The 14,540-nt window shown below is 69.3% G+C and carries 8 protein-coding genes; 6 read left to right on the top strand and 2 right to left on the bottom strand.

Features of this window, described 5'->3' with window-relative positions:
• Positions 1 to 20: 20 nt before the first annotated feature.
• The 5 genes from AC5Y3P_RS12815 to AC5Y3P_RS12795 all read left to right on the top strand — a co-directional run bounded on the left by AC5Y3P_RS12815 (position 21) and on the right by AC5Y3P_RS12795 (position 10,514).
• Positions 21 to 3,218, top strand: a complete 3,198-nt coding sequence (locus AC5Y3P_RS12815; protein WP_500046280.1) for an arabinosyltransferase domain-containing protein — start codon at positions 21 to 23, stop codon at positions 3,216 to 3,218.
• A gap of 64 nt (positions 3,219 to 3,282) precedes the next feature.
• Positions 3,283 to 3,540 carry a type II toxin-antitoxin system VapB family antitoxin gene (locus AC5Y3P_RS12810; RefSeq protein WP_500046279.1) on the top strand — a complete coding sequence of 86 codons (258 nt, stop codon included), beginning with the start codon at positions 3,283 to 3,285 and terminating at the stop codon, positions 3,538 to 3,540.
• Positions 3,537 to 3,941, top strand: a complete 405-nt coding sequence (locus AC5Y3P_RS12805) for a type II toxin-antitoxin system VapC family toxin (RefSeq protein ID WP_500046278.1) — start codon at positions 3,537 to 3,539, stop codon at positions 3,939 to 3,941. The genes AC5Y3P_RS12810 and AC5Y3P_RS12805 overlap by 4 nt, the downstream gene beginning before the upstream one ends.
• A gap of 103 nt (positions 3,942 to 4,044) precedes the next feature.
• Positions 4,045 to 7,299 carry an arabinosyltransferase domain-containing protein gene (locus AC5Y3P_RS12800; protein WP_500046277.1) on the top strand — a complete coding sequence of 1,085 codons (3,255 nt, stop codon included), beginning with the start codon at positions 4,045 to 4,047 and terminating at the stop codon, positions 7,297 to 7,299.
• Positions 7,296 to 10,514 (top strand): arabinosyltransferase domain-containing protein, encoded by a 3,219-nt coding sequence (locus AC5Y3P_RS12795; protein ID WP_500046276.1) that lies wholly within the window; start codon positions 7,296 to 7,298, stop codon positions 10,512 to 10,514. Before AC5Y3P_RS12800 ends, AC5Y3P_RS12795 begins: the two co-directional genes overlap by 4 nt.
• A gap of 54 nt (positions 10,515 to 10,568) precedes the next feature.
• Here AC5Y3P_RS12795 and AC5Y3P_RS12790 read toward each other — a convergent pair whose 3' ends face one another.
• A complete protein-coding gene (locus AC5Y3P_RS12790; RefSeq protein WP_500046275.1) occupies positions 10,569 to 11,579 on the bottom strand; it encodes a DUF4331 family protein in 1,011 nt (336 codons plus the stop codon).
• A gap of 106 nt (positions 11,580 to 11,685) precedes the next feature.
• Between AC5Y3P_RS12790 and AC5Y3P_RS12785 the strand changes: the two genes are divergently transcribed.
• The gene (locus AC5Y3P_RS12785; RefSeq protein ID WP_500046274.1) at positions 11,686 to 12,852 is read left to right on the top strand and encodes a transporter substrate-binding domain-containing protein; all 1,167 of its coding nucleotides are present in this window, start codon (positions 11,686 to 11,688) and stop codon (positions 12,850 to 12,852) included.
• 104 nt (positions 12,853 to 12,956) lie between these two features.
• Here the strand turns inward: AC5Y3P_RS12785 and AC5Y3P_RS12780 are convergent, their stop codons facing one another.
• Positions 12,957 to 14,540, bottom strand: a complete 1,584-nt coding sequence (locus AC5Y3P_RS12780; RefSeq protein WP_500046273.1) for an acyl-CoA carboxylase subunit beta — start codon at positions 14,538 to 14,540, stop codon at positions 12,957 to 12,959.

The following is a 14,540-nucleotide window of genomic DNA, read 5'->3' as shown; positions in this document are numbered from 1 at the left end:
GCCGGTTACCATCTACCTCCGTGACCGAGGCGGGGACGAACTACCGGACCGCGCGGATCGTTGCCGTCGTCGCCGGTCTGCTCGGAACCTTGTTGGCCCTGGCCACCCCGTTCCTTCCGGTCAAGCAGACCACCGCGCAACTGAACTGGCCGCAGAACGGCGCGCTGGACAGCGTCACCGCACCACTGATCTCCTATGTCCCCACCGACCTGGAGATCCGGGTGCCGTGTCAGGCCGCGGCCGGGCTGACCGGCAACCGCACGGTGCTGTTGTCCACGGTGCCCAAACAAGCCCCCAAGGCCGTCGACCGGGGCCTGCTGATCGAGCGGGCCGGCGACAACCTGGCCGTCGTGGTGCGCAACACCCCGGTGGTGGTGGCGCCGCTGTCGGCGGTGCTCGGCCCGGACTGCGAATACCTGACCTTCAGTGCGCGCGCCGACAAGGTGACCGGCGAATTCGTCGGGCTCACCCAGGCCGACTCGATCGACGCCAACCCCGAGGAACCGACCGATCCGCTGCGCGGTGAGCGCGGCGGCTATGACTTCCGGCCGCAGATCGTCGGCGTGTACACCGACCTGTCCGGGGCCGCGCCGGACGGACTGAGCTTCTCGGCGACCATCGACAGCCGGTACAGCAGCGCGCCGACCTGGATCAAGCTGGCCGCGATGATCCTGGGCGTGCTGATGACGATCATCGCGCTGATCGCCCTGCACGTGCTCGACACCGCCGACGGCGTGCGGCATCGGCGCATCCTGCCGCCGCGCTGGTGGTCGCTGCGGCCGCTGGACGGCGTGGTCACCGCAGTGCTGGTGTGGTGGCACTTCGTCGGGGCCAACACCTCCGACGACGGCTACATCCTGACCATGGCCCGGGTCTCCGAAAACGCCGGCTACATGGCCAACTACTACCGCTGGGCCGGCACCCCCGAGGCGCCGTTCGGCTGGTACTACGACCTGCTGGCGCTGTGGGCGCACGTGTCCACCGCCAGCATCTGGATGCGGCTGCCCACCTTGTTGATGGCGCTGGCCTGCTGGTGGGTGCTCAGCCGCGAGGTGCTGCCCCGGCTCGGTGATGCGGTCAAGCGCAGCAACGCGGCGGCGTGGACCGCGGCCGGCATGTTCCTGGCGTTCTGGCTGCCACTGAACAACGGCCTGCGCCCGGAACCGATCATCGCCCTGGGCATCCTGCTGACCTGGTGTTCGGTGGAACGCGCGGTGGCGACCAGCCGGCTGCTGCCGCTGGCCATCGCGTGCATCCTGGGTGCGTTGACGCTGTTCTCCGGGCCCACCGGGGTGGCCTCGATCGGTGCACTGCTGGTGGCCGTCGGACCGCTGCGCACCATCTTGCACCGCCGTTCCCGGCGGTTCGGCCTGCTGACCATGCTGGCCCCACTCAGCGCCGCGATCACCTGTGCGGCCATCTTGATCTTCCGCGACCAGACCTTCGCCGGGGAGATCGAAGCCTCGTCGTTCAAGTCGGCGGTCGGCCCCAGCCTGGCCTGGTTCGAGGAGCACGTCCGCTACGAGCGGCTGTTCCTGCCCACCCCGGACGGTTCGGTGGCGCGCCGCTTCGCGGTGCTGGCGCTGATCGTCGCGCTTGCGGTGGCGATCGCGATGGCGCTGCGCAAGGGCCGCATCCCGGGCACCGCGGCCGGCCCGGCCCGGCGCATCATCGGCATCACGGTGGTGTCGTTCCTGGCGCTCATGCTCACCCCGACCAAGTGGACGCACCACTTCGGGGTGTTCGCCGGACTGGCCGGCGCGATGGGTGCACTGGCCGCGGTCGCGGTGGCCGCGCACGCCATGAAGTCCCGACGCAACCGCACCGTGTTCGCGGCCGTGGTGCTGTTCCTGACGGCGTTGGCGTTCGCCAGCGTCAACGGCTGGTGGTACGTGTCGAACTTCGGGGTGCCGTGGTCGAACCAGTTCCCCGAGTGGCGGTTCGGCTTCACCACGATGCTGCTCGGCCTGTCGCTGCTGCTGTTGCTGGCGGCCACCGTCATTCACTTCTCGGCGCGCGGTGAACGCCCGTGGCAGCCGACCCGGTGGGGCCGGATTCTGCACTCGCCGTTGGGGATCGCCGCCTGGGTGCTGGTGGTCTTCGAGGTGGTGTCGCTGACGCTGGGCATGATCGCGCAGTACCCGGCCTGGTCGGTGGGCCGCTCCAACCTGCAGGCCCTGACCGGTAAGACCTGCGGTCTGGCCGACGACGTCATGGTCGAACAGGACGCCAACGCCGGGCTGCTGCAGCCGGTCACCGGCCCACCCGGCGTGGCGCTGGGCGCGGTGACCTCGACCGGCTTCTCGCCCAACGGCATTCCGTCCGACGTCTCCCCCGACGACGTGATGGAACAGCAGGGCAGCAGCAATTTCGCCGACACCGACGGCGACGACGAGACCAACGCCACCGGCGGCACCGAAGGCGGCACCACCGCCACCACCGGCATTAACGGGTCGCGGGCCCGGCTGCCCTACGGGCTGAACCCGGCCACCACCCCGGTGCTGGGCAGCTGGCGCGCCGGCGTGCAACAGCCCGCGGTGCTGCGCTCGGCCTGGTACCGACTGCCGCCGCGCGACGCGGCCGGGCCGCTGATCGTGGTGTCGGCCGCCGGCCGGTTCGACCCCGGCGAGGTCGTGGTGCAGTGGGCCGGCTCGGACGGCAAACCGGGTGGCTCGCTGGGCTTCGCCGACATCGGCGCGGTCCCGGCCTGGCGCAACCTGCGCGCCCCGCTGGCCGCGATCCCCGAGCACGCCACCCAGATCCGGTTGGTCTCCACCGACGACGACCTGGCCGCCCAGCACTGGATCGCACTCACCCCGCCGCGCATCCCGCAGCTGGAAACCTTGCAGGACGTCGTCGGCTCGCAGGATCCGGTGCTGCTGGACTGGCTGGTGGGTCTGGCGTTCCCGTGCCAGCGCCCGTTCGGCCACCAGTACGGCGTCACCGAGGTGCCCAAGTGGCGCATCCTGCCCGACCGGTTCGGCGCCGAAGCCAACTCTCCGGTGATGGACAACATCGGCAGCGGCCCGCTGGGCCTCACCGAACTGCTGTTCCGCGCCGAGACGGTGCCGACCTATCTGCGCGACGACTGGTTCAGGGACTGGGGCTCGCTGCAGCGGCTGGATCAGTTCTATCCGGACGCGCGGCCCGCCGAACTCGAACTCGGTAGCGCAATCCGCAGCGGGTTCTGGAGCCCGGCGCCGCTGCGCAAGACCTGATGCGGCCTGCTGAGCAACCCGAACGATGAAGGTAGAAATCAGCTCCTGACGGTAGAATCTGGCCGTGAGCTTGAACATCAAGAACGAGAGGGTGCACGCAGCGGTGCGTGAACTGGCCCGCCGACTCGGCGTCAGTCAGACCACCGCCGTCGAGATGGCCGTGCACGCCAAGCTCAGTGCGATCGACTCCGAGATATCGGATGCCGCGCGGTCCCGCCGGATCCGCACGGCTGTGACGGCAGCACAGGATGCGTTCCGCGACGTGAACCTCCGCGACATCGAGAATCAGCTCTACGACGACGAAACCGGCATGCCTCGGTGATCGTGGACACGTCGGCGATCATCGCCGTCTTACAGAGCGAACCGACCGCTTCTGCCGTCGTCGACGCTCTCGAAGCTGCCCCCGGCGTTGCGATCTCGGCGCCAACCCTGGTCGAGCTATATCTGGTTGCCGATGGCCGCCGGGACCCGGTCCGCTCGGCCCGCTTCGACGCGCTACTCGCCGCGATCCGCCTCGAGGTCGTTCCGTTCACCGCCGAGCACGCCCTGATTGCCCGTCAGGCCTATCTCACCTACGGCCGCGGTTCCGGGCATCCAGCCCGACTCAATTTCGGCGACTGCTTCAGTTACGCCCTGGCCCTGCACCGCAACCAACCTCTGCTTTATGTCGGAAGCGACTTTTCCCACACCGATGTGCGTTCGGTCCTTGACACTGCCCGCTGAAGCCGCCGGTCTGACCTGAATCACCGCTAATCCTCGCCCTGCCGCCACGGCGCGCGGTACGCATCGGCCGGGCTCTCATCCCGGTCGAATACCATCGACCCTCGTGCCAGACCTCCGGATTGCCCGCCTGATCGCCATCCTCGCGGGTCTCGCCGGAGTCGTGCTGTGCGCTCTGGTCCCGCTGTTGCCGGTCAACCAGACCACCGCCACCATCCACTGGCCGCAGGCACCCGGCGCCGACGGGTTGGTCGCCGACGTGACCGCGCCGCTGGTCTCCGGCGCCCCGCAAGCCCTCGACGTGTCGATCCCGTGCCGGGCGGTGGCCAGCCTGCCGCCGGCCGGCGGTGTGGTGTTGTCCACCATCCCGGCCGCCGGCATCGACGCCGGCCGCAACGGCCTGTTCGTCCGCGCCAACACCGAGACCGTGTTCGTCGCGTTCCGCGACACCGTGGCCGCGGCCGCGCCCCGCCAGGACGTGAACGACGGAGCCTGCAGCACGCTGCACGTGTGGGCCAACGCCGGCGAGGTGGGTGCCGACTTCATCGGCATCCCGGACGCCGTCGGCGTGCTGCCGGCCGAGAAGAAGCCGCAAGTGGCGGGCCTGTTCTCCGACCTGAAGGTGCCGCCGCAGGAAGGCCTGAGCGCGCGCGTCGACGTCGACACCCGATTCATCAGCACGCCCACCACCCTCAAACTCGCGGCCATGGTGCTCGGTGTCGGCTGCGTGCTGGCCTCGATCTTCGCGCTGGCTGCGCTGGACCGGCGCGGCGGCCGCCGGGTGCCGCACGCGTGGCGGCGGTTCACCCGGGTCGGACTGTCGACCTGGCTGGCCGACGTCGGCGTGATCGGCACGCTGCTGCTCTGGCATCTGGTCGGCGCGACGTCCTCGGATGACGGCTACAACCTGACCATCGCCCGGATCTCCTCGGAGGCCGGCTACTCGGCGAACTACTTCCGCTACTTCGGGGCCACCGAGGCACCGTTCGACTGGTACCAGTCGGTGCTCGCACAGCTGGCCCAGATCAGCACGGCCGGCGTGTGGATGCGGCTGCCCGCGACCCTGGCCGGTATCGCCACCTGGTTGATCCTGAGCCGCTGGGCCCTGCCCCGGCTGGGCCGCACCTTGTCCAACAACAAGGTCACGGTGTGGACCGGCGCCGCGGTGTTCCTGGCCGCCTGGCTGCCGTTCAACAACGGACTGCGCCCCGAGCCGCTGATCGCGTTCGCGGTGGTGGCGGTCTGGGCGCTGGTGGAGAACGCGATCGGTTCCCGACGGCTGTGGCCGGCCGCGGTCGCGATCATCGTCGCGGTGTTCAGCGCGACGACGGCCCCGCAGGGCCTGGTCGCGTTGGCCCCGCTGCTGGTCGGAGCCCGCGGCCTGGTCCGGGTGATCAAGGCCCGGCGCGGCCGCGACGGCGTGCTCGCGCCGCTCGCTGCGCTGGCCGGGGCGGCCGCACTGCTGTTCGTGGTGGTGTTCCGGGACCAGACGCTGGCCACCGTCGCCGAGTCGGCCCGGATCAAGTACGTGATCGGCCCGACCATCGCCTGGTACCAGGACTTCCTGCGCTACTACTTCCTCACGGTCGAGGAGAGCGTGGACGGGTCGATGACCCGCCGGTTCGCGGTGCTGCTGATGCTGCTGTGCCTGTTCGGTCTGCTGACCGTGCAGCTGCGTCGCGGCGGGGTGCCCGGCACCGCATCGGGTCCGCTGTGGCGGCTGCTGGGCAGCACCGCGGTCGGGTTGCTGCTGTTGACCTTCACCCCGACCAAGTGGGCCGTGCAGTTCGGCGCGTTCGCCGGGCTGGCCGGCGCACTGGGCGCGGTGACCGCGTTCGCGTTTTCCCGGGTCGGGCTGCACAGCCGACGCAACCTGGCGCTGTACGTGACCGCGCTGCTGTTCGTGCTGGCCTGGGCGACCTCCGGGATCAACGGCTGGTTCTACGTCGGCAACTACGGCGTGCCGTGGTTCGACCGCCAACCGGTGCTGCTCGGCCAACCGGTGACGTCGATGTTCCTGGTACTGGCCATCATCACCGGGCTGCTGGCCGGCTGGCTGCACTTCCGGATCGACTACGCCGGGCACACCGAGGTGGCCAACACCCGACGCAACCGGGTGCTGGCGTCCACGCCGCTGCTGGTGGTCGCGGTCCTGATGGTGCTGCTGCAGGTCGGCTCGATGACCAAGGGCTTCGTGCAGCGCTACCCCACCTACACCACCGGCAAGGCCAACCTGGCGGCGCTGACCTCGGGTCTGGGCCCGGACAGCTGCGGCATGGCCGACGACGTCCTGGTCGAAGCCGACACCAACGCCGGCATGCTGACACCGGTGCCGGGCCAGCAGTACGGCCGGTACGGCCCGCTGGGCGGTGCCACACCGGTGGGCTTCACCCCCAACGGCGTCAACGACACACTCGAACCGGCCGAACCCGTGGTCGGCAACCCGGGCACGGTGAACTCCGACGGCCCCCCGGACAAACCCAACGTCGGTAACGCGTATGCGGCCGGCACCGGCGGCGGCTACGGCCCGGAAGGCGTCAACGGCTCGCGGGTGTTCCTGCCGTTCGGCCTGGACCCCAAGACCACCCCGGTGATGGGCAGTTACGGGGAGAACTCCCGGGCGGCCACCGCCACCTCGGCCTGGTATGAGCTGCCGGCACGCACCCCGGACCGGCCGCTGGTGACCGTCGCGGCCGCCGGCGCGATCTGGTCCTACGACGAAGAGGGCGCGTTCAACTACGGCCAGTCACTCAAGCTGCAGTGGGGTGTGCGCGGCCCGGACGGCTCCTTCCAAGAGCTGGCCGAAGTGCAGCCGATCGACGTCATCCCGCAAAAGGCTTGGCGCAACCTGCGTTTCCCGCTCAGCTGGGCGCCGCCGGAAGCCAACGTCGCGCGGATCGTGGCCGAAGACCCGAACCTGTCCGAGGATCAGTGGTTCGCGTTCACGCCGCCGCGGGTGCCGATCCTGCAGACCGCCAGCGAGTTCCTGGGTGCGCAGACCCCGGTGCTGATGGATATCGCCACCGCGGCCAACTTCCCGTGCCAGCGGCCGTTCACCGAACGGCTCGGGATCGCCGAGCTGCCCGAGTTCCGGATCCTGCCGAACTTCAAGCAAATCGTGGTGTCGTCGAACCAGTGGCAGTCCGCCGACGACGGCGGCCCGTTCCTGTTCATCCAGGCGCTGCTGAGCACCGCGACCGTCCCGACCTACCTGCGTGACGACTGGTACCGGGACTGGGGTTCGATCGAGCGCTTCATCCGCGTCGTCCCCGCCTCCGCGGCGCCCGACGCCGTCGTCGACACCGGCGTCCAGCGCGTCTTCGGCTGGTACCGCCCCGGACCGATCAGGGCCCTGCCATGACCACAACCGTCCCCGCCCCGCCGACCGCCGCCGAGGACCCCGGATCCCGCGACGTCGCGATCACCCGTTGGGTCGCGATCGTGGCCGGCCTGCTCGGCATCGTCATGGCGGTGGCCACCCCGCTGCTGCCGGTGGTGCAGACCACCGCCAACCTGACCTGGCCGCAGAACGGTCAGCTGAGCAACGTGACCGCACCGCTGATCGCGCAGGCTCCGGTGCAGCTCGAGGCCAGCATCCCGTGCCAGGTGCTGCGGGAGGTGCCCGCCGACGGCGGCCTGGTGTTGGGCACCGCGCCGGCCGAAGGCAAGCAGGCCGCGCTGCACGCGCTGCTGGTCAACGTCACCGAGGACCGCGTCGACGTCACCGACCGCAACGTGCCGCTGCTGTCGGTGGACCGGGCGGAGCTGACCGGCTGCTCGACACTGGAGATCCGCTCGGATCAGTCCGGCACCTCCGCGGAGTTCGTCGGGCTGACCGACGAGGACGACGGCGGCCCGCTGCGCAAACAGTTCGCCGATCCGAACCTGCGCCCGGCCATCGTCGGGGTGTTCACCGATTTGACCGGACCGGCGCCCGAAGGCCTGCGCTTCGACGCCACCATCGACACCCGATTCACCAGTACGCCAACCACTTTGAAGTTGGTCGCGATCGTGTTGGGGGTGCTCTCGACGATCGTCGCGCTGCTGGCGCTGTGGCGGCTGGACCGCCTGGACGGGCGCCGGATGCAGCGCTGGATCCCGGCCCGCTGGCGCACCTTCACCACGGTCGACGTCGCCGTCATCGCGACGTTCATCGTCTGGTACATCGCCGGGGCCAACTCCTCGGATGACGGCTACATCCTGGGGATGGCCCGGGTGGCCGAGCACGCCGGGTACATGTCGAACTACTTCCGCTGGTTCGGCAGCCCGGAGGATCCGTTCGGCTGGTACTACAACCTGCTGGCGCTGATGACGATGGTCAGCGACGCCAGCATCTGGATCCGGCTGCCCGACCTGATCTGTTCGCTGATCTGTTGGCTGCTGCTGTCCCGCGAGGTGCTACCGCGGCTCGGGCCGGCCGTGCTGGCCAGCCGCCCGGCGCTGTGGACCGCCGGCATGGTGCTGATCGCGGCGTGGATGCCGTTCAACAACGGGCTGCGCCCGGAGGGTCAGATCGCCACCGGCGCGCTGATCACCTACGTGTTGATCGAGCGTGCGATCAGCTCGGGTCGACTGACCCCGGCCGCGCTGGCGATCGTGACCGCGGCGTTCACGTTGGGCATCCAGCCCACCGGACTGATCGCGGTCGCCGCGTTGGTGGCCGGCGGCCGCCCGATCCTGCGCATCCTGATGCGACGCCGCCGCCAGGTCGGGTTGTGGCCGCTGCTGTTGCCGCTGCTGGCCGCCGGCACCGTGGTGCTGACGGTGGTGTTCGCCGACCAGACCTTCGCGACGGTGTTGGAGGCCACCCGGATCCGCACTGCGATCGGCCCCAGCCAGGAGTGGTACACCGAGAACCTGCGCTACTACTACCTGATCCTGCAGACCGTGGACGGTTCGATCTCGCGCCGGTTCGGTTTCATGATCACCGCGCTGAGCCTGTTCACCGCGATGTTCATCATGTTGCGCCGCAAGCGGGTGCCCGGGGTGGCGCGCGGGCCGGCCTGGCGGTTGATGGGCATCATCTTCGCGACCGTGTTCTTCTTGATGTTCACCCCGACCAAGTGGGTGCATCACTTCGGGTTGTTCGCCGCGGTGGGCGCCGCGATGGCCGCGCTGGCCACCGTGCTGGTGTCCCCGGCGGTGCTGCGCTGGGCCCGCAACCGGATGACGTTCCTGGCCGCGCTGCTGTTCGTGATGGCGCTGTGTTGGGCTTCGACCAACGGCTGGTGGTACGTCTCGACGTTCGGGGTGCCGTTCAACAACGACGTGCCCGCGATCGGCGGCGTGACGGTCTCGACGATGTTCTTCGTGCTGTTCGGGCTCGCGGCGCTGTACGCGTTCTGGCTGCATCTGGCCCCGCGCGACAAGGGCCAAGGCCCGGTGACGCTGGCGCTGTCCAGCTGGGCGATGCCGGTGCTGTCCGGGTTCATGGTGCTGGTGTTCGTGGCCTCGATGCTGATCGGCGCGGTGCGCCAGTACCCGACCTATTCGAACGCCTGGGCCAACCTGCGCGCCTTCACCGGCGGCTGCGGGATGGCCGACGACGTGCTGGTGGAGCCGGACCCGAACGACGGTTTCCTGACCCCGGTCGGCGGGCCGTTCGGCGAGCTGGGCCCGCTCGGCGGCACCAAACCGGTCGGCTTTGACGCCAACGGCGTGCCGGAACGCATTGTGGCCGAATCGATTCGGCTCAACAATCCGAAACCGGGCACCGACTACGACTGGGACCAGCCCAAGGAGTTGGAGTCGCCGGGCATCAACGGGTCCACGGTTCCGCTGCCCTACGGGCTGGACCCGGACCGGGTGCCGATCGCCGGCAGTTACACCGACGGCCCGCAGCAGCCCGCGCTGCTGACCTCGGCCTGGTACGAGTTGCCGGCCCCCGATGATGCCCACCCGCTGGTGGTGGTGACCGCCGCGGGCACCATCACCGGCGACAGCGTGGCCAAGGGCCGCACCATGGGACAGGCCGTCGAGTTGGAGTACGGCCGGCTCGGCCCGGACGGCGCACCGGTGCCGGCCGGTCGGGTCACCCCCTACGACGTCGGGCCGACACCGTCCTGGCGCAACCTGCGCTACCCGCGTGAGCAGATCCCGGCCGACGCCGGTTACGTGCGGGTGGTCGCCGACGACGGTTCGCTGGCCCGCGGCGACTGGGTGGCGGTGACCCCGCCGCGGGTGCCCGAGCTGCGCTCGGTGCAGGAGTACGTCGGCTCCGAGGAACCGGTCCTGATGGACTGGGCGGTCGGCCTGGTGTTCCCGTGCCAGCAGCCGATGCTGCACGCCAACGGCGTCACCGAGATCCCGCGGTTCCGGATCAGCCCGGACTACTACGCCAAGCTGCAGAGCACCGACACCTGGCAGGACGGCATGAACGGCGGACTGCTGGGCGTGACCGATCTGCTGCTGCGCGCCCACGTGATGGCCGCCTACCTGTCCCGGGACTGGGGCCAGGACTGGGGTTCGATCCATCGGTTCGACACCATCGTCGACGCCGACCCCGCGCAGATCGAGTTGGGTGAGACCACCCGGTCCGGGCTGTCCAAGCCGGGTCAGATCCGGATCAAGCCGTAGCTGATCTCCGCCGAGCAGCCGGAAACCACTGCAGAACCGGCTGCCCGGCGGGAATCAGTGCGGCGCGCCCAGGTACGGGAAGACGTCGAGGGTGTCGGTGTGCGGCGGTAGCCCCTGCGGTGGGCACTTGCCGTTGGTGAGCATCGCCAGGCGGTAGTCGACCACGTCGTCGTGCAGGGTCCGGCCGTTGGGGTACTTGGCCGGCCGATCCGGGTCGTAGCGCAACATGTCCGGCAGCGTGCCCTCGTTGTCCAGCGCCGCGATCGCCTTCGGGCGGGTGTAGCCGCCGGTCTGGCCGAGCAGATGGATGAAGGACCCGATCCAGCGTTGCCGGTCCAATCGCGGTATCCCGGCGCTGTATTCGGCTTCGGTCTCGTCGGTGTTGAAGAAGCCGTTGACCAGCGGGTGCCCCACCCGGTCGACGTGCACCAGCTTGCCGTCGCGGCGCACGCTGACCCGACCCCAGACCCGCGCCTCCCGGACCGCGCCCAGCGCCGAGGTCGGCATCTCCACCACGAGCGCCAACACGTTGGAGCCCAGATTGGCGTCCACCCCGGTCCACGGTGACTCCGGGCCCAGCCGGGGCGCGGTGTAGTTGCGTCCGGCGGAGGTGTCGAACAGGTTCTGGATGCCGTCGAAGTCGACGAAGAACGGGTTGGAGCGCAGCCCGGCGAAGAACTTGAAGCTGCCCGAGCCGTGCACCACGGGGGTCTTGTCCATGGCCACCTCGACGTCGTCGAAGATCCGGGAACCCACCGCGGCCTCGGCCTCGGCGTCGTCGTTGTAGGCCAGGTAGACGTCGACGGTCGCGGAGCCGTCGTCCGGTTCACCGAACACGAAGCTGAACGCGATGTCGTTGCGCAGGTCGCTGTCGTTGTCGATGGCCAACCGGTAGACCGCGTCGGGATGCCAGGAGGTGGCCGCCGGGTGCAGGGTCAGGGCCAGCACCGTGCGCGACGGGTCCGCCGGGGACGGGAACGCGTACAGGTCGGTCAGGTCCAACCGCGGATCAGCCGCGGCAGAACCCAGATGCCGACCGTTGATGGGATTGGACACGCCGTTCATTAAAGCCGGTGGCGCCCGAGCCGCTGCACCCCCCGGCTACCGCAGCGTGCGGTTCAGTATGGTGCAGGAATGGCTGAGCTCGGCGAACCGGCGGCGGATCGACGTCGTGTCGGCTGAGCCTCGGACTCTCGGCAGGTGCTCGGCGCTGCTCGCTGCGTTGCTGTTCCTGCTGCTGCTCGGCGGCGCCCCCGGGCTGGCGGCGTCGGCTGCGGCCGAGCCCGACCCACAACCTCAGCCGCAGCCGCCGGTCACCGTCGCGGTGCACGACCTGGAACCGTTCGTGATGCAGACCGCCGACGGCGAACTGACCGGGTTCAGCATCGACCTGTGGAACGAGATCGCCAAACGCTTGGATCGGGACACCACCTTCCTCGACACCAGCGACGTATCCGGACAGTTGGCCGCGGTCCGCGAGGGCCGGGCCGACGTCGCGGTCGGCGGAATCTCGCTGACCTCCGACCGCGAACGGATCTTCGACTTCTCGCAACCGACATTGGACGCCGGACTGCAGATCATCGTCCCGGTGCACGACACCCGCCCGTCGGTGCCGGGCCTCGGCGGCTACCTCGACCTGTTGTTGTCGCGCACCATGCTGATCTGGTTGAGCGCCGCGGTTGTGGTCAGTGTGATTCCGGCGCACGTGTTCTGGTTGGTCGAGCGGCGCGCCGAGTCACCCGTGGTGTCCCGCTCCTACTTTCCGGGCATCGTGCAGTCGTTCGGCTGGGGCATCGGTTCGTTGGTCGGTAAGAACAGCACCACCGCGACCCGAGCGCTCACCCAGGCGATGGCCATCCTGTGGGGGTTCGCCGGAATCGTGTTCATCGCGTTCTACTCGGCCAACCTCAGCGCCACCTTGACGGTGGCCAAGTTGGATTCCAAGATCCACGGTCCCGCGGATCTCTACGAGAAATCGGTGGCCGCCGTCGCCGACACCACCGCCACCGAGTACCTGCGCAACATGGGCATCCCGGCCACCGAAACGCGCACCATCGAGGAGGCCTACCGACTGCTACGCGAGGAGGGCTACGACGCGGTGGTGGGCGATGCGCCCGTGCTGCGGTACTACGTGGCGCACCGCGGCGAAGGCGTGGCGGTGCTGGCCGGACCGGTGTTCCAGGACGAGAACCAGGGATTCGTCTTCCCGATCCACAGCCCGCTGCGCAAGCCGATCAACCAGACGCTGTTCAAGATGCGTGAGGACGGCACCTACAACCTGATCAAGGAGAAGTGGTTCGGTGACAGCACCGCGACCACGGCCGGCGACCCGAACTGAACAGCCAGCCCCCAAACCCGTCGTGAACCGTGAATTGTTTACGCCGGCACTCGGGCGATGCGTACGCAATTAACGGTTCACGATGGGCAGGGTCAGCGTAAAGGTTAGATCGGGGTCAAGCCGTGCTTGCGCTGCACGCGGCTGATCTGCTTGTCCCGCAACAGTCTCAGCGACTTGCGCAGCAGCAGCCGGGTCTCGTGCGGCTCGATCACACCGTCGATGAAGCCCCGCTCGGCGGCGATCCACGGCACCGCCATGCCCTGGTTGTAACCCTCGATGAACTCCTTGCGGATCTGCTGCACCTCGGGGGCGGTCGGGTCCGGGAACCGCTTCACCAACAGCTGCGCGGCACCCTCGGCACCGATCACCGCGATGCGCGCGGTGGGCCAGGCGAAGTTCAGGTCCGCCGAGAGCTGCTTGGACCCCATCACCGCGTGCGCACCGCCGTAGGACTTGCGGATGGTGAACGTGACCTTGGGGACGTCGGCCTCCACCACGGCGTTGAGGAACCGGCCGCCGCGCTTGATGATGCCGCCCTTTTCCTGCTCCACACCGGGCATGAAGCCGGGGGTGTCCACCACGAACACCAGCGGCAGGTTGAACGAGTCGCAGAACCGGACGAACCGGGCCGACTTGTCGGAGGCCTCGTTGTCGATCGCGCCGGACATGTGCATCGGCTGGTTGGCGATCACACCGACCGGCCGGCCGTCCACCCGGGCGAACGCGGTGATCATCGCCGGGCCGGCGTTCTCGCCGACCTGGAACACATCCCCGTCGTCGAAGATCCGCAGCAGGATCTCCATCATGTCGTAGGCCATGTTGTCGCTGTCCGGCACGATCGAGTCCAACTCGAGGTCGTGCGGGGTGATCTCGGGCTCCAGGCCCGGGTTCACCGTCGGCGGGTCGTCGAAGGTGTTGGCCGGCAGGAAGCTCAGGTAGTCCCGGACGTACTGGAACGCGGCGGCCTCGGATTCCACCACCTGGTGGATGTTGCCGTAGCGGGCCTGCGCGTCGGCGCCGCCGAGTTCGTCGAGGCTGACGTCCTCACCGGTGACGTCCTTGATCACGTCGGGTCCGGTGACGAACATGTAGCCCTGGTCGCGCACCGCGACCACCAGGTCGGTCTGGATCGGCGAGTAGACCGCACCGCCGGCGCACTTGCCGAAGATCAGCGAGATCTCCGGGACCAGGCCGCGCAGCAGTTCGTGGCGCCGACCCAGTTCGGCGTACCAGGCCAGCGACGTCGCAGTGTCCTGGATCCGGGCGCCGGCCGAGTCGTTGATGCCGATGATCGGGCAGCCGACCATGGCCACCCACTCCATCAGCCGGGCCACCTTGCGGCCGAACATCTCACCGACCGAGCCCTGGAACACCGTCTGGTCATGGCTGAACACACCGACCGGGCGGCCGTCGATGGTGCCGTGCCCGGTGACGACGCCGTCGCCGTAGAGCGCGTTCGGGTCGCCCGGGGTCTTGGCCAGCGCCCCGATCTCGAGGAAGCTACCCGGGTCGAGCAGCGCGTGAATCCGGGCGCGGGCGCTCGGGATGCCCTTCTTATCCCGCTTGGCGACCGCCTTCTCGCCGCCGGGTTCCTTGGCCAATTCCAGCCGCGCGCGGAGCTCGGCGAGCTTTTCGGCGGTGGTTGCCGGGGTGCTGGGTGCGGGGGTGCCCGCGGTGTCGCTAGCCAC

Source organism: Mycobacterium sp. NGS45, assembly GCF_059812645.1.
The sequence above is the reverse complement of the archived record's forward strand: the minus strand, read 5'-3'. Positions and strand labels throughout refer to the sequence as shown.